16 protein-coding genes and 1 pseudogene are annotated in these 18,859 nt (G+C 55.3%); 15 read left to right on the forward strand and 2 right to left on the reverse strand.

Annotated features, from left to right (window positions below):
- Positions 1 to 131 precede the first annotated feature (131 nt).
- Positions 132 to 761: pseudogene (locus QT231_RS03140) on the reverse strand (transposase); the annotation flags it as partial.
- 514 nt (positions 762 to 1,275) lie between these two features.
- Here QT231_RS03140 and QT231_RS03145 point away from each other — a divergent pair.
- The 9 genes from QT231_RS03145 to tal all read left to right on the forward strand — a co-directional run bounded on the left by QT231_RS03145 (position 1,276) and on the right by tal (position 11,076).
- Positions 1,276 to 1,437 (forward strand): AAA family ATPase, encoded by a 162-nt coding sequence (locus tag QT231_RS03145; RefSeq protein ID WP_308335477.1) that lies wholly within the window; start codon positions 1,276 to 1,278, stop codon positions 1,435 to 1,437.
- Positions 1,438 to 1,852: 415 nt separating this feature from the next.
- Positions 1,853 to 2,581: an SDR family oxidoreductase gene (locus tag QT231_RS03150; protein ID WP_308335478.1), complete on the forward strand. Its 729-nt coding sequence runs from the start codon at positions 1,853 to 1,855 to the stop codon at positions 2,579 to 2,581.
- Between the two features lie 165 nt (positions 2,582 to 2,746).
- Positions 2,747 to 3,685 carry an ABC transporter substrate-binding protein gene (locus QT231_RS03155; RefSeq protein ID WP_308335479.1) on the forward strand — a complete coding sequence of 313 codons (939 nt, stop codon included), beginning with the start codon at positions 2,747 to 2,749 and terminating at the stop codon, positions 3,683 to 3,685.
- Positions 3,686 to 3,743: 58 nt separating this feature from the next.
- Positions 3,744 to 5,246 carry a sugar ABC transporter ATP-binding protein gene (locus tag QT231_RS03160; RefSeq protein WP_308335480.1) on the forward strand — a complete coding sequence of 501 codons (1,503 nt, stop codon included), beginning with the start codon at positions 3,744 to 3,746 and terminating at the stop codon, positions 5,244 to 5,246.
- Positions 5,243 to 6,223 carry a ribose ABC transporter permease gene (locus tag QT231_RS03165; RefSeq protein WP_308335481.1) on the forward strand — a complete coding sequence of 327 codons (981 nt, stop codon included), beginning with the start codon at positions 5,243 to 5,245 and terminating at the stop codon, positions 6,221 to 6,223. Before QT231_RS03160 ends, QT231_RS03165 begins: the two co-directional genes overlap by 4 nt.
- Positions 6,224 to 6,277: 54 nt before the next feature.
- On the forward strand, positions 6,278 to 7,819 hold the full coding sequence (locus QT231_RS03170; RefSeq protein ID WP_308335482.1) for an FGGY-family carbohydrate kinase: 1,542 nt from the start codon (positions 6,278 to 6,280) through the stop codon (positions 7,817 to 7,819).
- A 9-nt stretch (positions 7,820 to 7,828) separates the two neighbouring features.
- Positions 7,829 to 8,560 (forward strand): SDR family oxidoreductase, encoded by a 732-nt coding sequence (locus QT231_RS03175; protein WP_308335483.1) that lies wholly within the window; start codon positions 7,829 to 7,831, stop codon positions 8,558 to 8,560.
- A gap of 30 nt (positions 8,561 to 8,590) precedes the next feature.
- Positions 8,591 to 10,069 (forward strand): xylulokinase, encoded by a 1,479-nt coding sequence (gene xylB, locus QT231_RS03180; RefSeq protein WP_308335484.1) that lies wholly within the window; start codon positions 8,591 to 8,593, stop codon positions 10,067 to 10,069.
- A gap of 53 nt (positions 10,070 to 10,122) precedes the next feature.
- Positions 10,123 to 11,076, forward strand: a complete 954-nt coding sequence (gene tal / locus QT231_RS03185) for a transaldolase (RefSeq protein ID WP_308335485.1) — start codon at positions 10,123 to 10,125, stop codon at positions 11,074 to 11,076.
- A gap of 65 nt (positions 11,077 to 11,141) precedes the next feature.
- On the opposite strand, the gene QT231_RS03190 is transcribed toward tal, so the two are convergent.
- Positions 11,142 to 12,140, reverse strand: coding sequence for a LacI family DNA-binding transcriptional regulator (locus tag QT231_RS03190; RefSeq protein WP_308335486.1), 999 nt, complete (start codon positions 12,138 to 12,140; stop codon positions 11,142 to 11,144).
- 804 nt (positions 12,141 to 12,944) lie between these two features.
- Here QT231_RS03190 and QT231_RS03195 point away from each other — a divergent pair.
- From QT231_RS03195 to QT231_RS03220, 6 genes are all read left to right on the forward strand, one after another.
- Complete coding sequence (locus QT231_RS03195) at positions 12,945 to 13,637, forward strand: GntR family transcriptional regulator (protein ID WP_308335487.1); 693 nt, start codon at positions 12,945 to 12,947, stop codon at positions 13,635 to 13,637.
- Between the two features lie 39 nt (positions 13,638 to 13,676).
- Entirely contained in the window at positions 13,677 to 14,894 is a 1,218-nt protein-coding gene (locus tag QT231_RS03200) for a CaiB/BaiF CoA-transferase family protein (RefSeq protein WP_308335488.1), read from the forward strand.
- A gap of 14 nt (positions 14,895 to 14,908) precedes the next feature.
- Positions 14,909 to 16,198, forward strand: coding sequence for a TRAP transporter large permease (locus QT231_RS03205; protein ID WP_308335489.1), 1,290 nt, complete (start codon positions 14,909 to 14,911; stop codon positions 16,196 to 16,198).
- Positions 16,199 to 16,308: 110 nt separating this feature from the next.
- Positions 16,309 to 17,355 carry a TRAP transporter substrate-binding protein DctP gene (locus QT231_RS03210; protein WP_308335490.1) on the forward strand — a complete coding sequence of 349 codons (1,047 nt, stop codon included), beginning with the start codon at positions 16,309 to 16,311 and terminating at the stop codon, positions 17,353 to 17,355.
- Between the two features lie 11 nt (positions 17,356 to 17,366).
- Positions 17,367 to 17,885 carry a TRAP transporter small permease gene (locus QT231_RS03215; protein WP_308335491.1) on the forward strand — a complete coding sequence of 173 codons (519 nt, stop codon included), beginning with the start codon at positions 17,367 to 17,369 and terminating at the stop codon, positions 17,883 to 17,885.
- Positions 17,885 to 18,817: a hydroxymethylglutaryl-CoA lyase gene (locus QT231_RS03220; protein WP_308335492.1), complete on the forward strand. Its 933-nt coding sequence runs from the start codon at positions 17,885 to 17,887 to the stop codon at positions 18,815 to 18,817. The genes QT231_RS03215 and QT231_RS03220 overlap by 1 nt, the downstream gene beginning before the upstream one ends.
- Positions 18,818 to 18,859: the final 42 nt, after the last annotated feature.

Below are 18,859 nucleotides of genomic sequence, written 5' to 3' on the forward strand. Positions count from 1 at the left end.
GTCGTTGCCAAGTTGAACAACCGCCCCAGAAAACGCTTGGGGTATCGGACACCGGCACAAGTGTTCCTGGGAGAGTATTCAGGGGCGCTGAAAACCGCAGGTGCTGCGCTTAATGTTTGAATTCAGGGTTGCTGAACTTCTTCTGTTAGGGAAGCGATCTTTTCTTTCAAACCTGTTGTCCGCATTTCTGTGATAGCGGCAGAGCCTTGATCCATTGCGTCGAGCTGGTGTAAGTAACGCTCAATACTTTTATCGATTTCTTCTGCCCGCCGCTTCATCTTAGCCAAGGTGAAATTACGGTCTCGATTGTTGACTGCCTTAAATTTACTGCCATCAATCGCCATTACCGAATGTGAAAAGAGCCCTAGGCGTCGACATATCAAGACAAAGTCGCGGCAAGTAGCTTGAATCGCTTTGCCGTTGTTTTTGCGGAAATCTGCGATCGTTTTGAAATCCGGCGTTAGGCGTTCCGTTAGCCACATGAGTTCAACATTACGCTGTGCCTCACGTTCCAGTCGGCGGCTAGACTGGATGCGATTGAGGTAGCCGTAGAGATAGATTTTTAAAAGAACGGCGGGATGGTAGGCGGGCCGACCCGTCGCATGAGGGACAACGCCATTAAAGCCCAGCTGTTTGAGATCAAGGGCGTCAACAAAAGCCTCAATGGCTCGAACCGGATTATCTTCTGAGACAAAATCATCCAGAAGCTCAGGAAACAAGGTAGCTTGGGATCGGGATTCACCTGCGACGAACCGTTTCATCGGTACCTCCCACACTTAGTCATGGGATAAGTATAGCGACAGCTACGTTTTCACACAGCCTCGGCCGATAACAGCCAAACCAAAAAAAGGGGTCCACGATTTTTCGCAGGCCCCTTTTTAACAATTTGGCGCGCCCGGCAGGATTTGAACCTGCGACCCTCAGCTTCGGAGGCTAATTCTAAGTCTTTCCGGTGGACTTACCCACTAAGGCACCCTATCGATAAACGCGATTTAATTTATATAAAACAATGGTTTGAAGTGATATAGGACTTTAATAGCACTTTCCGCTTTGTCCCGATTTACACCGACAGGTGCCCATCGCCACCACCAAAGCGGCCACATAGCGTGATTATAAAATGTCCGGTTTTTGGACATTTTGACCTTTGGCAATAGGGCCCTATCCGCGCTTCTTCACACTCCATGATGACCACCTTGCAAAAGCACCTCCTCTCCCCGCCTATCAGCATAATAAAATGTCACAATGGCCGAATGGGTTACATTATCGGAGTCGAGCATGTCATCTGCTTATCGTCGTAAACTTTCCATTGGGGTTCAGATCTTTTCTGACACCAGTGAAGGTGACTATTACTACTACGTTGATAAGACACCCTTGATTGAGCGACTAGTCAAGCAGAACAAGTACTACTTCTTTGGCGCCCAAGTCACTTCGGTATAAGCTTAATGCTGAATAATCCGCGCTACTGTTCGAAGGCCACCAGGAGACGTTTAGGGGAATATATCCACGGTAAGCGAGATTAGCAGACAGCGGTTGCCATATGGGGGAATTACGTTTGAAGATCTTTCTGTTCTTTGCTCGAAAGAGCCTACCCTCTAGGCTGTTGGCAGATAATTATGCCTTAAGGCCGTAGCGCGCGTTTCGAATGCGCTCATTCAGCTAGCTGAAATGTCTTCGGCTCAATCATTACTCTAGACATTGGTCTACCCTCCATTGATTTGCCCATGGTGGGCGACTAGTGTTCATTAATGTTGACGTTAACATTTAGAAGATATCAGCACCCATCCACTGTACAAATGCTTCAAAAACTTCAAGTCGCTTTGACTAAAAAAAGACAATTACAGGAGAGAATTTGATGGCTAATGAATTGAAAGGAAAGGTCGCAGCTGTCACCGGCGCGGCATCGGGAATAGGGCTTGCTACTGTAAAGGCGATGATTGCATCAGGCGCTCGTGTCGTACTGGTTGACCGCGATCAGGCCTCACTGAAGACAATCTGTGAGGAATTGGGCGATGCTGCGATTCCCCTGGTCATGGACTTGCTCGACCCTAAGGACTGCGCAACGTTGCTGTCACAAATCTTGGAGAAAGCTGGCCAACTCGATATCTTCCACGCCAATGCTGGCAGCTATATCGGGGGTGACTTGCTCGACGCTGACCCAGATGCCATTGACCGAATGGTGAGCCTAAATGTCAGCGTCGTGATGAAGAACGTCCAGAATATCTTGCCACACATGATCGAACGCGGAACTGGTGACATCATAGTGACGAGCTCGGTAGCTGGGCATTTCCCCGTCCATTGGGAGCCGGTCTACGCCTCTTCCAAGTGGGCCATGACCAATTTCGTCCAGACCGTGCGCCGCCAAGTTTTGAAACATGGCATCCGTGTTGCTTCGGTTTCACCAGGCCCTGTCAACAGTGCTTTGCTTGCTGATTGGCCTGAAGAAAACCTGCGCAAGGCGAAAGAGTCAGGCAGCATTATTGAGCCATCGGATGTGTCTGATGCTGTCATGTACATTCTGACTCGCCCTCGCAATGTGACCATTCGTGACATGGTGGTTCTGCCTAGCAATTTCGATATGTGAAGTAGGAAAACTCGAAGAGACAGAACAGGAGCTAGTAGACATTGGTCTGAGCTCTATTGCTTTGTCCGCTGGACTCTTCTAGCTTTCAAATGTTGACGTTAACATTTTGATAAAGTCAGCTTTACTGCACCTTGCAACGCAACAATAACAAATCTGGAGCTAACCATGAAAATTAGTGATATCGCAGCCCCCTTTCGCAAGACGGTTCTCCTCGCCGCCAGCGCCACTGCCTTAACAGCAGTGACCGCATCAGCTGATGAGCATACCCTGACAATCGGCATGTCCTTCCAGGAACTCAACAACGAATACTTCGTGACTATGCAAGAGGCACTGGAGAGCGCCGCCGAGAGCATAGGAGCCGAAGTGATCACCACTGATGCCCGCCATGATGTCTCCAAGCAAGTTAGCGATGTCGAGGACATGATCCAGCGGGGAATCGACATCCTACTGCTTAACCCCGCCGACTCCGTCGGTGTTGAAACTGCGGTGCTGGCTGCTAAGGAAGCCGGCGTCACCACGGTCGCCATTGATGCTCAGGCCAACGGCCCAGTGGACGGATTCGTAGGGTCAAAAAACTACGATGCTGGCTATAAAGCCTGCGAATATCTGGCCCAGCAGCTAGACGGCGAAGGCCAAGTAGCCCTGCTGGATGGCATTCCAGTCGTGCCTATCCTGCAGCGTATCGATGGTTGCAACGCCGCGCTCGACGAGCATGACGGCATTGAAATTGTCACTACGCAGAACGGCCGTCAGGAACGCACCCATGCAATGACGGTGACAGAGAATATCATCCAGGCTAACCCAGAGCTCGACGGCCTATTCAGCGTCAACGACATCGGCTCCTTGGGTGCCCTGATCGCCATTGAAGCCAGTGGCCAGGATATCAAGTTGGTCAGTGTCGACGGACATCCCGAGGCCGTTGCCGAGATACAGAAAGCCGATTCACCGTTCATCGCCACTTCAGCGCAATATCCCGCAGATATGGTTCGCGTGGGGCTCGGCCTGGCAATGGCCAAGTACTGGGGGGCTGAAACTGCGCCTGCAGAAATCCCCATTGACGTCGAGCTGATCGATCGCGATAAAGCCGCCGATTTCAGCTGGTAACCCCTACCAAAGACGCCGACAGCGTGTGCCACCTCTGGTGGCACACGAGGGTACCCCTATGACTCCATTATTATCCTTGAGACATATCTCGAAGTCCTTTCCTGGGGTTAAGGCCCTGCAGAATGTGTCGCTCGATATCCATGCTGGCGAAGTGCATGCACTGCTTGGCGAGAACGGAGCCGGCAAGTCGACTCTAATGAAGATTCTCTGTGGCATCTACCGACAAGATGAAGGAGAAATCATCATTGATGGCAAGAGCTGCGATTTTCACGGTTATCAAGATGCTCTCGACGCGGGGATCGGCATCATCTTCCAAGAGTTCAGCCTGATTCCCTACCTAGACGCCGTAGACAATATCTTCCTGGGACGCGAAAAACGCAATCGATTAGGACTGCGTGACCGACGTGGCATGGTCGCCGAAGCTCAGCGCTTGTTCGAGCGTCTTAAGGTCACTATCCCCCTAGACCGTCCTATTGTTGAGCTAAGCGTCGCCGACCAGCAATTTATCGAAATTGCCAAGGCCCTATCCCTGGATGCACGCATTCTGGTGCTCGACGAGCCAACAGCAACCTTAACGCCTAGCGAAGCCGATCACTTGTTCACCATCATGCGTGAGCTGCGCCAGCAAGAGGTCGGTATGGTCTTCATCTCCCACCATATGGAGGAGATTTTCACTATCTGCGATCGCGTTACGGTGATGCGCGATGGTGAAAAGGTTGATGACTGTGACACCGCATCGACCACCCCCGACGACTTGATTGAGAAGATGGTCGGCAGACGCGTCGAGAATCTCTTTCCCAAACGGCGTTGCGATGCTGACTACGACGATGTGGTGCTGAACATCGAAGCCCTGCGCCTCGCCCCCGATGGTCCCGAGTACTCATTGAAACTTCATCGTGGCGAGATCCTTGGCTTCGCTGGTTTGGTGGGCTCCGGTCGCACGGAGCTGGCTATGGGGCTGATCGGCGCAACGCGCCCTGTGCATGCAAAGGTCAGTATGGAAGGCAAATCGATTAAGCTCCGCCACCCAGCAACTGCCCTCAAGCAGGGAATTGGGCTGCTCCCGGAAAGCCGCAAGACCCAGGGGCTCATACTGCCGTTCTCGTGCCGCGATAACATCTCCCTGAATAATCTGACGCAATTCCAGGGCGCCTTGCCACTGATTAAGCGCCGTCAGGAGTCGCGCACCGCCGCGAACCTGATGGACTCAGTGCGGGTTAAAGCCCCTAGTCCAGAAACACCGGTTGGTAACCTTAGTGGTGGCAATCAGCAAAAGGTGGTGATCGCCCGCTGGCTTGGTCACCAATGCAAGGTGCTGATTTTTGATGAACCTACACGCGGCATTGATGTTGGTGCCAAGTCCGAAATCTACGCCTTGATGAAGGAGCTCACCGCGCAAGGCGTGTCGATCATCATGATTTCTTCAGAACTGCCAGAAATCCTCGGTCTCTGTGACCGCGTCGAGGTCTTTTACCAAGGTGAGATTGCCGCCGAACTTGAAGGCGAAAATATCAGTTCACAATCCATCATGCACCATGCTACGGGGGGACTCAGCGCATGAGCCAGCTCGCCTCAACTTCCAGCACCAAACCTCAGTCACTTAAGACGCGACTGGCCCGCTGGCGCCGTACTCCAATCTTCTACCCGCTGATCGGTTTCATCGTCGTCTTCATTGCCATGTCGCTAATCAATGACAACTTCCTAACAGGGAGCAACATGGCCAACCTGGTGCGCCAATCGTCAATCATCGCGATCATCGCAGTGGGCATGAGTCTGGCCATCCTCACCGGCGGCATTGACCTATCGGTGGGCCCGGTGATGGCTCTGTCGGGTACTGTCATGGCTGGCTTGATGGTTGCCGGTGTCCCACCTTCGCTGGCTATCATCCTCGGATTGCTGGTGGGCGCAGGGTTCGGGGCCTTCAATGGCGTCTTTGTTGCCTTTGTTGGCATGCCACCAATTATCGTCACCCTGGCGACTATGGGCATCGCCCGCGGGCTCGGTCTGATCTATACCGGCGGCTACCCGATTTCTGGCCTACCGGATAGCTTCGCCTTCTTTGGGCGCGGAAGCTTGGTCGGCATTGAGGTGCCCATACTGATCATGATCGCCGTCTATGCCTTAGGCTATGTGCTGCTCAGCCATACTGCCACCGGCCGTTATCTTTACGCCATCGGCGGCAACGAAGAGGCCACTCGTCTCTCCGGCATCCGAGTGTCGCGCTACAAGCTACTGGTCTACACCCTAAGCGGCACTACAGCGGCTATCGCAGGCTTGATTCTGACCTCGCGGCTGATGAGCGGCCAACCCAACGCGGGGGTCGGCTTCGAGCTCGATGCCATCGCTGCCGTAGTGCTGGGGGGCACCGCCATTACCGGGGGTCGTGGCATGATCCTAGGGACTCTTGTTGGCGCCATGTTGCTCGGGGTGCTCAACAACGGCCTGAACCTGATGGGCGTATCTCCCTACCTCCAGACCGTCATTAAGGGCTTGATCATCCTGCTGGCGATCTATATCAGCCGCAAGCGCTCGCCCTGAGTGCCGACATACTCTTTGGCGAGGTTAGTCCCGCGCCGAGAAAAGGAGAGCTGCATGAAAACTGTTATCGGTATCGATATCGGCACACAGAGCACAAAGGCTCTAGTACTAGATGGTAATGGCCGGATACTGGCCGAACATAGCAGAGGCTATCGAGTCGATACCCCCCGCCCACTCTGGGCCGAACAGTGGCCTGATGTCTGGTGGGAAGCTGTACTCGGTTGCCTAAGCGCTTGCCTTAGTACCCCTGGCATTAATCCTCGGGACGTCAAAGGGCTTTGTGTTAGCAGCCTCTACGGTGGCTCGGGTATACCAGTTGACGCTGATATCCGGCCCCTCCATCCCTGCTTGATATGGATGGATCGCCGAGCTGAAGCTCAGGTGCAGTGGGTAAAGGAGCACATCAACCTGACCCAGCTGGGGGATATCACCGGAAACGGGGTGGATAGCTACTACGGTTTCACCAAAATGATGTGGCTCAAAGCCGAGCGACCCGACGTCTGGGAGCAAACCCGTTACCTGCTGCCGCCCAACAGCTATATCAACTATCTACTGAGTGGCGAAATTGCAATCGACCACAGTTCTGCTGGCAACATCGGTGGCATCTACGATTTAGAGAAACGCGCTTGGTCGACAGAGATGCTAGAAGCCTTGGGTATTGATCGTGAAAAGCTACCGAGTCGGCTGGTGAGCTCGGCGACACCGGTCGGCGGATTGCTGCCGTCGCTGGCCAGTTCACTGGGCCTATGCGAGGGTATCCCCGTGTTCGCCGGTGGCGTCGATGCGGCGATGGCCACACTGGCAGCAGGGGCGACACGGCCCGGCAATCATGTCGCTATGATCGGCACCAGCATGTGCTGGGGAATGATTAACCGGCGCGCCGACGCCAGCCTGGGGCTGATCAGCATGCCCCACGTGCTGAACGGCGATCAGGAGATCTACACCTTCGGCGGGGCTCTTACCGCTGGTGCTTCAGTAAGTTGGTACGTCGATACCTTCTGTGGTGAGGACAAGGCCGCAGCCGTTGAGAGCGGCAGCGCCTTTGAACGTCTCGAGCCGCCCGCACGCGAGCTTCCCCCAGGAGCCAATGGTCTGCTCTTCCTACCCTACTTGATGGGTGAGCGCAGCCCTGTGTGGGATGCCCATGCCAGCGCAGGTTTCATTGGACTCAGCCTTTATCACCAGCGCCATCATCTTTACCGAGCCGTGCTGGAAGGTGTGACCTTCGCTCTACGGCACAACATGGAAGCAGGCACCCGACAAGGGGTGGCCCTCGACGACCACCTAATTGTGGTCGGCGGTGCCTCTCAGTCGGATCTATGGATGCAAATCATCGCCGACGTTACCCGCATGCCCGTCTACACCTACCGCGAGAGCGTTGAGGCAGCGCTAGGTGCTGGCCTGCTGGCCGGTCAGGCTTGCAGTTTGCTCGACCTGGCCAAGCCTCTAAAACATGGCACCCTGGTCGAGCGCGCCACTCCATGCGAGACGGCGGCTTGTCGATACGATGAACTCTTCACGCTTTATTGTCAGCTCTATCCGACGCTCAAGCCGATCATGCATCGGCTCAATACCAACCACATACTGAGCGAGTGAACTTATTTCATGAATTTCGAACTTCAGAATCAACGCATTCTCGTCACGGGCGCTACCAGCGGCATCGGTCTCGACATTGCCCAGGCCCTCGCCGAGCTAGGCGCTAACCTAGTATTGATAGGCCGCAATCAGGACATTCTCGCCGAACTGGAACAGTCGCTTGGTGCGATTACTCTGGCCGTTGATATTACCGATGAAGCGGCGGTCAATGCGTCCTTCTCTGAGATGCCTGTCCTTGATGGCTTGGTCAACTGTGCGGGTATCTCAATACTTGACGACGTTCTTGACGTTAAAGCGAAAGACCTTGAGCAAATCATGGCCACTAATGTCACCGCCAGTGCCGTGGTGGCCAGGGAGGCAGCACGTCACATGATTGCGAATGGTCGCCAGGGCAGCATCGTCAATGTCTCCAGTCAGGCGGCCATGGCTGCCCTGCCGGGGCATCTCGGCTACTGCGCGTCCAAAGCGGCCATGGATGCTATGACGCGCGTATTGTGTCTCGAATTAGGCCCTAAGGGCATACGCGTCAACAGCGTTAACCCTACGGTAACGCTGACCCCTATGGCCGAACGCGCCTGGGCAGACCCCGCCAAGCGCGACCCGATGCTGGCAGCCATTCCTTTGGGACGCTTTGCCACCCCTCGTGAAGTTGCTCTGCCGGTTGCCTTCCTGCTGAGCTCGGCGGCCTCAATGATCAGCGGTGCTAGCCTGCCGATTGATGGCGGTTTCACATCTCACTAGTCACCGTGTTTTACCGGCAAGGAGCCTAACATGTACATCGGTGTGGACTGTGGCACCCAAAGTACCAAGGTAGTCGTGGTTGATGTAGATGCTGGTCGCATCCTCGGCGAGGCTAGCCGGCCCCATATCCTTCGCGAGGAAGCCAACGGCCGACGCGAGCAGGATCCGGCCGACTGGCTGGCGGCCTTCCGAGGTGCATTCGCTGATGCCGTGGAATCCGCTGGCATCAACACGCAGGCAATCCGTGCCATTGGTGTCTCTGGTCAGCAGCACGGCCTAGTAGCGCTGGACGCAGCTGGGGAGCCCGTGCACCCAGCCAAACTGTGGTGCGATACCGAAACCGCAAACCACAACTCCGCCTTAGTCGATAAGCTGGGCGGCGAAGAGGGTTGCCTAGACAAGTTGGGGCTGGTGCTACAAACCGGTTATACCGCCTCCAAGCTGGCCTGGCTGCGCGAAACACACCCCGAGGCCTACCACCGCATTGACAGCCTGCTACTGCCACACGATTACCTGAACTTCTGGTTGACCGGAGAGCGGGTTACCGAGGCAGGCGATGCGTCCGGTACCGGCTACTTCGATACTCATACCAGACGCTGGCGCGAGGACGTTCTCGCCGAGATAGCTCCAGAGCTCGATCCAGCGCGAGTGCTACCACGGCTGATCGAGCCCCACGCGCCAGCTGGGAGGGTGCGCCCTGCCCTAGCTCGGGAACTGGGACTGGCCAATGGCGTGGTAGTTTCAAGCGGTGGCGGCGATAACATGCTGGGGGCCATCGGTACCGGCAATATCACTCCAGGACTAGTGACCCTGAGCCTGGGCACCTCAGGGACAGTGTGCGCCTATTCCGATGCACCGGTGATCGCCGACAGCGCCATGGTCGCCAATTTCTGCTCCAGCAGCGGCGGTTGGCTGCCGTTGATCTGCACTATGAACGTGACTTCAGCCACCACCCGCGTGAGAGAACTGTTAGGGCTTGATCTGACAACCTTCAACGAGCGTCTAGCCGCCGCACCTATCGGTGCCGAAGGGGTAACAGTGCTGCCCTTCTTCAACGGCGAAAGGGTTCCAGCACTGCCCTTGGCCACCGGCAGCTTCCTAGGCCTGACCAGCGTCAACACCACCCAGGCCAATCTTTGCCGGGCAGTGGTCGAGAGCGCCACCTTCGGCCTGCGCTACGGTCTCGAACTATTTGGTGACCTAGCTAAAGGTGCCAGACAGATCCGCCTGATCGGCGGCGGGGCCAAGAACCCGGTATGGCGCCAAATGATCGCTGATATCACCGACACTACAGTGATCTGCCCCGCAGTTACCGATGCCGCTGCTCTTGGCGCGGCATTGCAGGCGGCTTGGTGCGAGCGTTACCCCAACGCCTCGCTCGAGGGACTTTGCACCCGACTAGTACAACTCGACGAGGGTTCACGAGCGGATCCCGAGCCGGAATGCGTTGCCGCCTATGAACAAGCTTACACCCGTTATCGTCAGGCCCTGACCGATCACTATTACTGAACATCAATCACTGTGCCTGACCAAACCTATTCTCAGTTGAAGGACAATACGCCATGACATATCAGCTCGACGCCCTTCGTCAGCACTCCATGGTGGTCGCCGACACCGGTGACCTGGAGGCCATTCAGCGCTACCAACCTCACGACGCCACTACCAACCCTTCACTGCTGCTCAAGGCCTTTGAGTTACCGGGTTACCAAGCGTTAATTGATCAGGAACTCGCTGCAGTCAAAGCCGATACCCGTGATCAGCAGGCAGAACATGCCGTGGATCGCCTTGCCGTGGCCATGGGCAGCGAGATTGCCAAGCTTATCCCTGGTCGCGTATCAACCGAAGTAGCCGCGAAACTGTCCTTCGACACCGAGGCCAGCATCCGCAAGGCGCACGAGCTGGTTGCACTCTACGAGCAGCGAGGAGTGGCCAAAGATCGAATATTGATAAAGTTAGCCTCGACCTGGGAGGGCATTCGTGCTGCAGAAGTGTTGGAGAAAGAAGGCATCAACTGCAACCTCACCCTTCTGTTCAGCGATGCTCAGACCCAGGCTTGTTTCGATGCTGGTGTGTTCCTGGTGTCTCCCTTCGTCGGCCGTGTCACCGACTGGTACAAAAAGGAGACCGGACAAAATTTCACCCCCGAAAACGACCCCGGCGTACAGTTCGTGCGTGGCGTCTGCGAGCGGGTCAGTCAAGGCGGTTACGATACCGTCGTGATGGGCGCCAGCTTCCGCACCGCCGATCAGGTGCTAGCACTCGCCGGCTGCCCAAGGTTGACCATCTCGCCAGTGTTGCTCGAAGTACTGGCGACTACAATGGGCGAAGTGAAGCCCAATGTGCTTATGACACGCAATGGCGGCCCACGGCCACCCCCCCTCAACGAGCCTGCTTTTCGTTGGGGACACAATCAGGACGCCATGGCCAATGACAAGCTGGCTGAGGGTATCCGCCGTTTCGCCGATGACCAGTCGCGCCTTGAAGAGCAGATTGCCGAACGCTTGGCGGCACTGTGATTCAGTAAAACTGATTGGTATATCGATGGACGCAGCACGCCGATCACATTAAGTTCCCATTCTCCTTACTGTATCAGCGTGGCAGAGATCGTGACCTCACGGCCATCGGTCGTGGGGTCTTTTATTTGTTCGAAGAGCAATCGAAATGCTTCGTGTCCCAATTGGTAGGTGTCGTGCACTGCACAGGGGATCGATACATCGAAAATATCGGCATAGGGAAGTCGATCTATACCTACTACAAGAACATCATCCCGTGATAGATGCGCATCATGCAGGGCCCGCATCGCCCCCAGAGTAATCAACTGATTAAAACCGAATACGGCGTCGGGGAGCTTACCTCGGCGAAGATGGGCGGCCATATCACGATAGGCCGGCTGCAAGGTGTAATCTCCTGGACGTTGCTCCAATGACAACGGAATGCCACCTTCCTCATAAGCCTCTTTGAGGCCAGCTAGCCGATGCCGTGTGATTTGTGAGCCACGTGGTCCTGTTAATGTTAGCACTCGCTCGATGTTCTTCTTCACCAACAACTCGCCAAGCAATCTTCCGGCAAGATGGTTGTCCAGTACCACACGACTGAAGTCAGTCACATCCAGAGTTCGATCCAGCATCACCACCGGCAAGTTGGCCTTACGCAGGCGTTCCAAATAAATGGGTCGATAGCTGGCATCGTCAGAGACTGGCGACAGAATAATACCCGCCACCTGATAACTGAGCAGTGTATCGATCGCCACTTCCTCAAGCGCTGGCGAGCCATCGGTGTCGATCAGCATGATGGTGTAGTCATGCTCCTTAGCCGCACGTGAAATTGCCTTGATTACCTCACTGTAAAAGGGATTATCCACGCTGGCTGTCACGAGGCCAATGAGCCGGTTCTTACGACTTCGGAGATGGCTGGCGAAGGCATTCGGTACGTAGCCCAGCTCGTTTGCCGCAGCAAGTATTTTCTCACGCGTCTCTGGCCGGACCTTCTCAGGCTGTTTCAATGCACGCGACACCGTCATGTTGGTCATGCCCACATGTTTGGCGATATCGGTGATAGTGACTTGGCTGCGTTTAATCATGTACTACTCGTATATCAAAATTCTAGGAAACCTCTGATTAACTATTGCGCTTGCCCATATGGCGTTAAAAATCGCCTCGTGCGCGAGTCCCGGACTCGGCGCCCCCACCCAAATACTCATTTACAACCCGTAAACTCGCATGCCAGACCGATCCATTTTTCATCGATTTTGGCCTTGTCTGGCCCGCGCTCATCACGTTAATCATAGGTTCCCTAAGTACATAGAATAATCGAAAACTGTAGGACATATGATCTATAGGCCCTTCATTGTTGCAAACAGAAGGTACCTTGAGCGTTAGGAACAACTACGAACATTTATCCGCTCGCGCAAATGATGCCAAAAGCACCTGACCTAGATGAGAATACAATGGGCACACCACTTTCATAAGCGCAGAAGCGTCTACATTTATAATAGGGTAGTTAGAACGGCTAACCATCCTACAGTATGCTCAGCAATTGTGGTGGTGGGAGAGGATTAGTACAGAACCTTATTCTAAGAATAACGATGAACCCCGTTATATAGCCTACCTGGCGGCTTCGAATTTTAATTCTTCAGTATAGCGGGGACGACTCATGAATACTCATAGATAACTTTAATATAAGGCTTGGAGGTGCCTACGAAACACAGGGCGATTCAGTAGAGGCACACACTATCATAAGCATAAGGTCTGGAGATACTTCATAAGCCTGCGGCAGCTTATGCTCCGAAAAGCAGATTGCATACAAAAAAGACTAAAGTCTAATCATTTTACGCAAAAATAATGGTCTACCTTAAGTATTGTATGCAACTTAGGGTGCCTAACGGATGGATGCTATATCCACATACACTTCAAGCGTGGTTCAGACCGCCACGGCTAGAGTCCATGATGTAATCAAGCAGCGGATTCTAAATGGTCATTACCAGGCAAATGATTACCTTCGTGAAACGAGTGTAGCCAGTGAGTTAAACGTCAGCCGTACACCCGTGCGTGAGGCGCTGCGGGAGCTGGTGTCGGAAGGTTGGCTCGAAGCCATTCCCCACCGTGGTTCACGCGTGGTGGCTTGGACGGCTAAAGATGCGTGCGAAGTATTCGAATTACGTCTGGTGCTAGAGCCCTTAGCGGTTCGCTTAGCCTCCACACAGATAAGCAAGTCGTGTTTTAAGTCTTTAGAAGCCCTAGCGACCCAAATGGAATCCCTCACTGAACAGGTCAACACAAACACTGAATCACGCAGCGACATTGCGTCACTCAATCACGAATTTCACCGAACCCTTATTCTCGCCAGCAACAATCACCGTTTAGCTAACTTGCTCGAAAACGTTGTTCGCACATCAGTCATCCATCGTAATTTCGGCAACTATGACCTTGCCAACCTGCGTAGAAGCATGCGTCACCATCGCGAGATTCTGGAGGCCATCACGGCGGGCAGCCCCGAGTGGGCTGAGAACGTAATGCGCGCCCATTTGCTGGCTGCCCAGGCACTGCACGTCCCTCACCCCAACATCCCCTCCAGTTAGAGGGGCATTGAGTAATCATAAAGAGGCCTAAGAACAACAATGAAACAACAAGACACGCCCTCTCCTCTCCCCCTTGAGAACATTAAAGTTCTTGAGCTGGGGCAACTGATTGCAGGGCCCTATTGCGGCCAAGTGCTTGCCGACTTTGGTGCTGATGTGGTGAAAGTCGAGCCTCCTGGCAAGGGGGATGCGATGCGGCAGTGGGGAGAAGCCGACCGGGTGAGTGGTGACCCTTTGTGGTGGAACGTCATTGGCCGCAACAAGCAGTCGCTGACCCTCGACCTCCGCCAGCCCCGCGGACAGGACGTACTGCGTCAACTAGCGACGCATGCTGATGTTATCATCGAAAACTTTCGCCCCGGCACGATGGAGCGCTGGGGACTAAGCTACCAAGAACTCTCCCGCCACAACCCAAAGCTGGTCATGGTGCGGGTCACAGGCTTTGGCCAAGATGGCCCCTATGCAACCCGGGCTGGGTTCGCTTCAGTATGCGAAGCCATGGGTGGGCTACGCTACTTAAGCGGCTATCCTGATCGCCCCCCAGTGCGCGTTGGCATCTCAATCGGCGACACACTGGCGGGCTTGCATGCCGCACTAGGCACCATGATGGCCCTTCACCAGCGCGAGCGGAGCGGTCAAGGACAAGTAGTCGATAGCTCGATATTCGAGTCTGTACTGGCGATGATGGAGAACTTAATTCCTGAGTATGCTCGCGCTGGAAAAGTCCGCGAACGTAGCGGCAGTTTCTTGCCCAAAATTGCTCCCTCAAATGCTTACCCAGCCCGTGACGGGCGCGACGTTATTATCGGTGCCAATCAAGACACCGTCTTCCGCCGCCTCTGTGAGGCCATGGGGCAACCTCGACTAGCCGACCACCCAGACTACGCGACCCATCGGGCACGCGGGGAGAACCAGCAGACTATCGACGACCTTGTTGCCGCCTGGACCCAGCAGCACGACGCTTCTCATATCGTAGATATCCTCGCCAAGGCGGGAGTGCCAGCAGGGCTAGTCTACCGAGCCCCCGATATGCTTGACGATCCACATTTCCAAGCGCGTGAGTCCATCGTAGAAGTGCCTGATCGCCATGGTCACCCACTCCCGATGCAGAATGTTTTCCCGCGGCTCTCTAGCACCCCAGGCAGTATACGTAGCGTCGGCCCTGCCCTGGGCGAGCATACCCATACAGTCCTTACCGACTGGTTGGCGTTCTCAACCGATACCCTCGACGCTCTTCGCACCGACAACGTGATCTGAGGGGGGAGAGCATCATGGATCCCATTATCGTTCTTGCCATTTTAGTCGGGCTGATTATTGTCGGTTTCCCCATTTTCCTAGCCCTGGGCTTATCTGGGTTAGCTGGCCTCTATATGGCGCGTGGCTCAATGGCGTTTTTTTTCGCTCCCACGTCACTGTTTGGTCAGCTTAATGCCTTCGAGCTGATTGCCCTGCCCCTTTTTATTTTGATGGGGAACTTGTTGGGCGCGACACCGGTGGGGGCTAGTCTTTTTACTGCCGCCGTGCGCTGGCTCAACTGGCTGCGTGGCAGCCTGGCGATCTCTTCGGTGGGCGCTTCGGCCATGTTCGGCGCCGTATCCGGGGTCAGCCTAGCGGGCGTTGCGGCAGTGGGATCCATTGCCGTACCGCAGATGCTTCAGCGCGGTTATAGCCGATCGTTGGCCGCAGGTGCCGTCGTTAGTGCGGGTGCCCTGGCCATGCTGATTCCTCCTAGCGTGCCCTTTATTATCTATGGCGCAGTGTCTAGCGTATCCGTAGCTGATCTCTTTATCGGCGGCATCGTTCCCGGCATTGTGCTCGCCTTCGCGCTATCACTGTTCATCTACATTCGAGTGCGGCTGAACCCTGAAGAGGCGCCAGCCAGTCAAGAGCGCTTTACCTGGAAAGAGCGCTGGGCGAGCCTGGCTAACATCTGGCACGCCGCGCTGCTGGTGGTGGCCGTGCTGGGTTCGATCTACTCGGGCCTCGCCACGCCCAGCGAAGCCGCTGGCATTGGCGCGGGTGGTGCCTTTTTGATCGCCACCCTGATATTTCGCAGCCTCAGTTGGCGCAAGTTCCTGGAGATACTGGCAACGACGGCGCGCATCAGCGGTGCCATTCTACTCATTATCGGCTGTGCCAAGATCTTCGGCGACTATCTCAACATGGTGCGGGTACCGCAGCTCCTCACCGAGGCACTCACCGCCACCGGCCTCCCCGCCTGGGCAATCCTAGTGGCGGTAATGCTGCTGCTGATCCTGCTGGGCATGATAGTCGATGCCGTGTCGCTAATCGTGGTGACCACCCCGGTCCTGCTGCCACTGGTCACCGCGCTGGGCTACGACCCGCTGTGGTTCGGTATCGTGATGGTACTCAACCTTGAGATTGCCGTGGTCACTCCTCCGGTGGGGCTCAACCTCTACGCGCTGCGCGGGGTCTGCCCCGAGCTCTCGGTGGAAGAAATCATCAAAAGCGCACTGCCCTTTGTCGCCGTGCAGTTCCTCGTGCTGATGCTGTTTGTGTTCTTCCCTGGCCTCAGCCTGTGGTTACCGGGGCTAATGTAGACCCGGTGTTTCAACGTCAGTGCAGTGAACGTTTGCCATGATCGATGGCAACAGACCTTCACAACAGGCGCTAATGCAAGACGCTTACAACAACAATCAGGAGATTCATCATGACACTGTCCCGCCGCCAAGTGTTGAAGTACGGCACCTTTGCCACCGCCGGTGCCACGCTGTTCGGCACCCAGAGTCTGCTGGCCCCCCGCAGCTACGCTGCCACCACGTTGACGGGTGTCACCTACCTGCCCGACTCCTACAAGGCGCTAACCTATGGCTCCAATCGCTTTGTGGAGATGCTCAAAGAGCAGGGAGGCGATAGCCTCTCGGTGGAGTTCTACGACTCTGGCCAACTGCTCAAAGTAGACGAACAGCTGCCAGCGCTGCGGTCGCGCAGCATAGATTTCATGTTCCATACCTTCTCCTACGTCACCCGTTCCATCCCGATACTGGGCGTCACTGGTTTGCCTGGAGTGGTAGGCGAGCTCTATCGCCATCCAGAGCGCCTGCGCCAAGGCAGCCCGCTGATGGAGCTAATCAACGAGGTGCTGGCCGAGGACAATCTCTACATGCTCACCTCCGGTGGCGGCATCCTTGAACCGGAGTATCTATGGAGCACCGAGGCTAGCCCCATCCGCCGGCTCGACGATGTCCGCGGGAAGAAGGTTCGCATCGTCGGTTTTGAGGCGACAAAAGCCTTTGAGCCTTACAACGTGGGGGCGACCCGCATTCCTTCCTCCGAGACCTACATGGCGCTACAGCGGGGAACCGTCGACGCAGGGGTGTTTAATATTTCGACGGTTATCGGCCGCAGCCTCCATGAGCAGTTAAAGGTCTGCTACAAGCTGCCAATCACCGGGTTCTCAGTTGCCCCCTTTATGCTGCGGGACACCTGGGACAACCTTGACGATGAGGCGCGTGCCATCTTGCAGCAGGCAGCCGACTGGTACGATGAGAACTTCATTGAGCACTGCAACAACGATATCTACCCCAACGAGTACTGGCCCCAGGTCGAGGAGGCAGGCGTGGAGATTGTCGAGCCTTCAGATGAGGACCTTGAGATCTTTAATGCCGGTGTCCAGGATGTCTGGGATCACTGGAAGGGAGAAGTCGGCGGGGAGGTCGGCAATCGCGCCATTGCGCTGGCCCTTGGCAACGCTTGAGGGAGAGCAAAATGACCACAATGGCAATGCGTAGCTGGGACGGCCTACTGGCCGTCCTACGCTGGACATCAATGGCGGTGTTGGTCTTCATGGTGGTGTCTATCTGCTATGACGCCACCATGCGATATGTCTTTGCGGCCCCTACTAGCTGGAGCCTGGAGATCAACTCCTTTCTGCTGGTCTACTTAGCGGTGATTGGCGCTGCTGAAGCACAGCGCCACGACGCCCATATCCGGATTACCTTCTTTAAAGATAAGCTGCCCGCGCGCATCCGCGCCTTGATCGACCTGACGACGGGACTGATGGGCACGCTGTTTTGCATCATTCTTGTATGGCGTGGCGGCATCATGGCGATGCAGGCGTTTGAGTACAGCGAGCGTGTTTCAAGCTCGCTAGGAACGCCAATGGTTTACCCCTATGCACTGCTACCGATCGGGTTCGCCGCGCTAGGATTACAATTCCTCATTGACGCAGCCTATGCCGCTAAGCGCCTTGGCCCTAATAACGATGAGGAGATGGAGAACGCATAATGACAACCCTATCGCCGCCATCCAGTATTGAACTTGTCGAGGTTGCGCCACGTGACGGCTTTCAGTCGATACGCGACAGACTGCCCACTGCCGATAAGCAGCGCTGTATCCAGGCGCTACTCGAGGCAGGAGTCACTCGCCTGGAGATTGGTTCCTTTGTAAGCCCAAAGGCCATTCCCCAGATGGCCGATACCGGCCAGTTGGTGGAAGCGTTTGCTAACCGGCCAGAGGTGCGTTTCTCTGCGCTGGTGCCTAATCTAAAGGGGGCCGAGCTAGCGTTGGAGCACGGCATTCGCGAAATCGTCTATGTCATCTCAGTATCGGAAACCCACAACCAAAGCAACGTACGGCGCAGCACCACCGATTCACTACAAGAGCTGCGCAGGGTGATTGAGCGTGTACGACAGATCGAAGGGAGCCGGTTGCGCCTCGACCTTGGCACCAGCTTCGACTGCCCCTTTGAGGGCACCATTAGCTGGCAACAAGTTGATCGTATTCTTAGCAGCGCACTAGAACTTGTTGGCGACTTGCCCATAGAGGTAGCGCTTTGTGACACGACCGGTCGAACCACACCTTACCAAGTAGCCGACTATTTCAAGCAATTGCGCGAACGGCATGCCAGCATAGGAGTGAACTGGGCCTTCCACGGCCATGATACTTTTGGCATGGGGGTAGCTAATGCCCTTTTCGCCATAAGCCATGGCGCCACAGCAGTCGATACTGCTTGCGCAGGACTTGGTGGATGTCCATTCGCACCGGGTGCAACGGGCAACACCGCCACAGAGGATCTGCTATATGCCCTACATGGCGGTGGAGTCACTACCGGTATTGACCTACCGAAACTGCTAGAGGCCGCTGATATGATTGCCGCCCTGCCTGGCGGTCAAACAGCTAGCCATCTGCGTCAGGTTCCTAGGCAACGAGTGAGCTGAGGGCGTTTCCATCATTGTGCTACTCACCACTTTTGCCTTCAC

This window comes from Halomonas sp. SpR1, from assembly GCF_031010175.1.
Classification (GTDB): domain Bacteria; phylum Pseudomonadota; class Gammaproteobacteria; order Pseudomonadales; family Halomonadaceae; genus Vreelandella.

What these genes read in the sequence shown, in the direction of transcription:
- QT231_RS03145 (WP_308335477.1), top strand. Translation starts at nt 1,276, where the DNA reads ATGTCATCTGCTTATCGTCGTAAACTTTCCATTGGGGTTCAGATCTTT.
- xylB (WP_308335484.1), top strand. Translation starts at nt 8,591, where the DNA reads ATGTACATCGGTGTGGACTGTGGCACCCAAAGTACCAAGGTAGTCGTG.
- QT231_RS03220 (WP_308335492.1), top strand. Translation starts at nt 17,885, where the DNA reads ATGACAACCCTATCGCCGCCATCCAGTATTGAACTTGTCGAGGTTGCG.
- QT231_RS03210 (WP_308335490.1), top strand. Translation starts at nt 16,309, where the DNA reads ATGACACTGTCCCGCCGCCAAGTGTTGAAGTACGGCACCTTTGCCACC.
- QT231_RS03195 (WP_308335487.1), top strand. Translation starts at nt 12,945, where the DNA reads ATGGATGCTATATCCACATACACTTCAAGCGTGGTTCAGACCGCCACG.
- QT231_RS03155 (WP_308335479.1), top strand. Translation starts at nt 2,747, where the DNA reads ATGAAAATTAGTGATATCGCAGCCCCCTTTCGCAAGACGGTTCTCCTC.
- QT231_RS03205 (WP_308335489.1), top strand. Translation starts at nt 14,909, where the DNA reads ATGGATCCCATTATCGTTCTTGCCATTTTAGTCGGGCTGATTATTGTC.
- QT231_RS03150 (WP_308335478.1), top strand. Translation starts at nt 1,853, where the DNA reads ATGGCTAATGAATTGAAAGGAAAGGTCGCAGCTGTCACCGGCGCGGCA.
- tal (WP_308335485.1), top strand. Translation starts at nt 10,123, where the DNA reads ATGACATATCAGCTCGACGCCCTTCGTCAGCACTCCATGGTGGTCGCC.
- QT231_RS03175 (WP_308335483.1), top strand. Translation starts at nt 7,829, where the DNA reads ATGAATTTCGAACTTCAGAATCAACGCATTCTCGTCACGGGCGCTACC.
- QT231_RS03190 (WP_308335486.1), bottom strand. Translation starts at nt 12,140, where the DNA reads ATGATTAAACGCAGCCAAGTCACTATCACCGATATCGCCAAACATGTG.
- QT231_RS03215 (WP_308335491.1), top strand. Translation starts at nt 17,367, where the DNA reads ATGACCACAATGGCAATGCGTAGCTGGGACGGCCTACTGGCCGTCCTA.
- QT231_RS03165 (WP_308335481.1), top strand. Translation starts at nt 5,243, where the DNA reads ATGAGCCAGCTCGCCTCAACTTCCAGCACCAAACCTCAGTCACTTAAG.
- QT231_RS03200 (WP_308335488.1), top strand. Translation starts at nt 13,677, where the DNA reads ATGAAACAACAAGACACGCCCTCTCCTCTCCCCCTTGAGAACATTAAA.
- QT231_RS03160 (WP_308335480.1), top strand. Translation starts at nt 3,744, where the DNA reads ATGACTCCATTATTATCCTTGAGACATATCTCGAAGTCCTTTCCTGGG.
- QT231_RS03170 (WP_308335482.1), top strand. Translation starts at nt 6,278, where the DNA reads ATGAAAACTGTTATCGGTATCGATATCGGCACACAGAGCACAAAGGCT.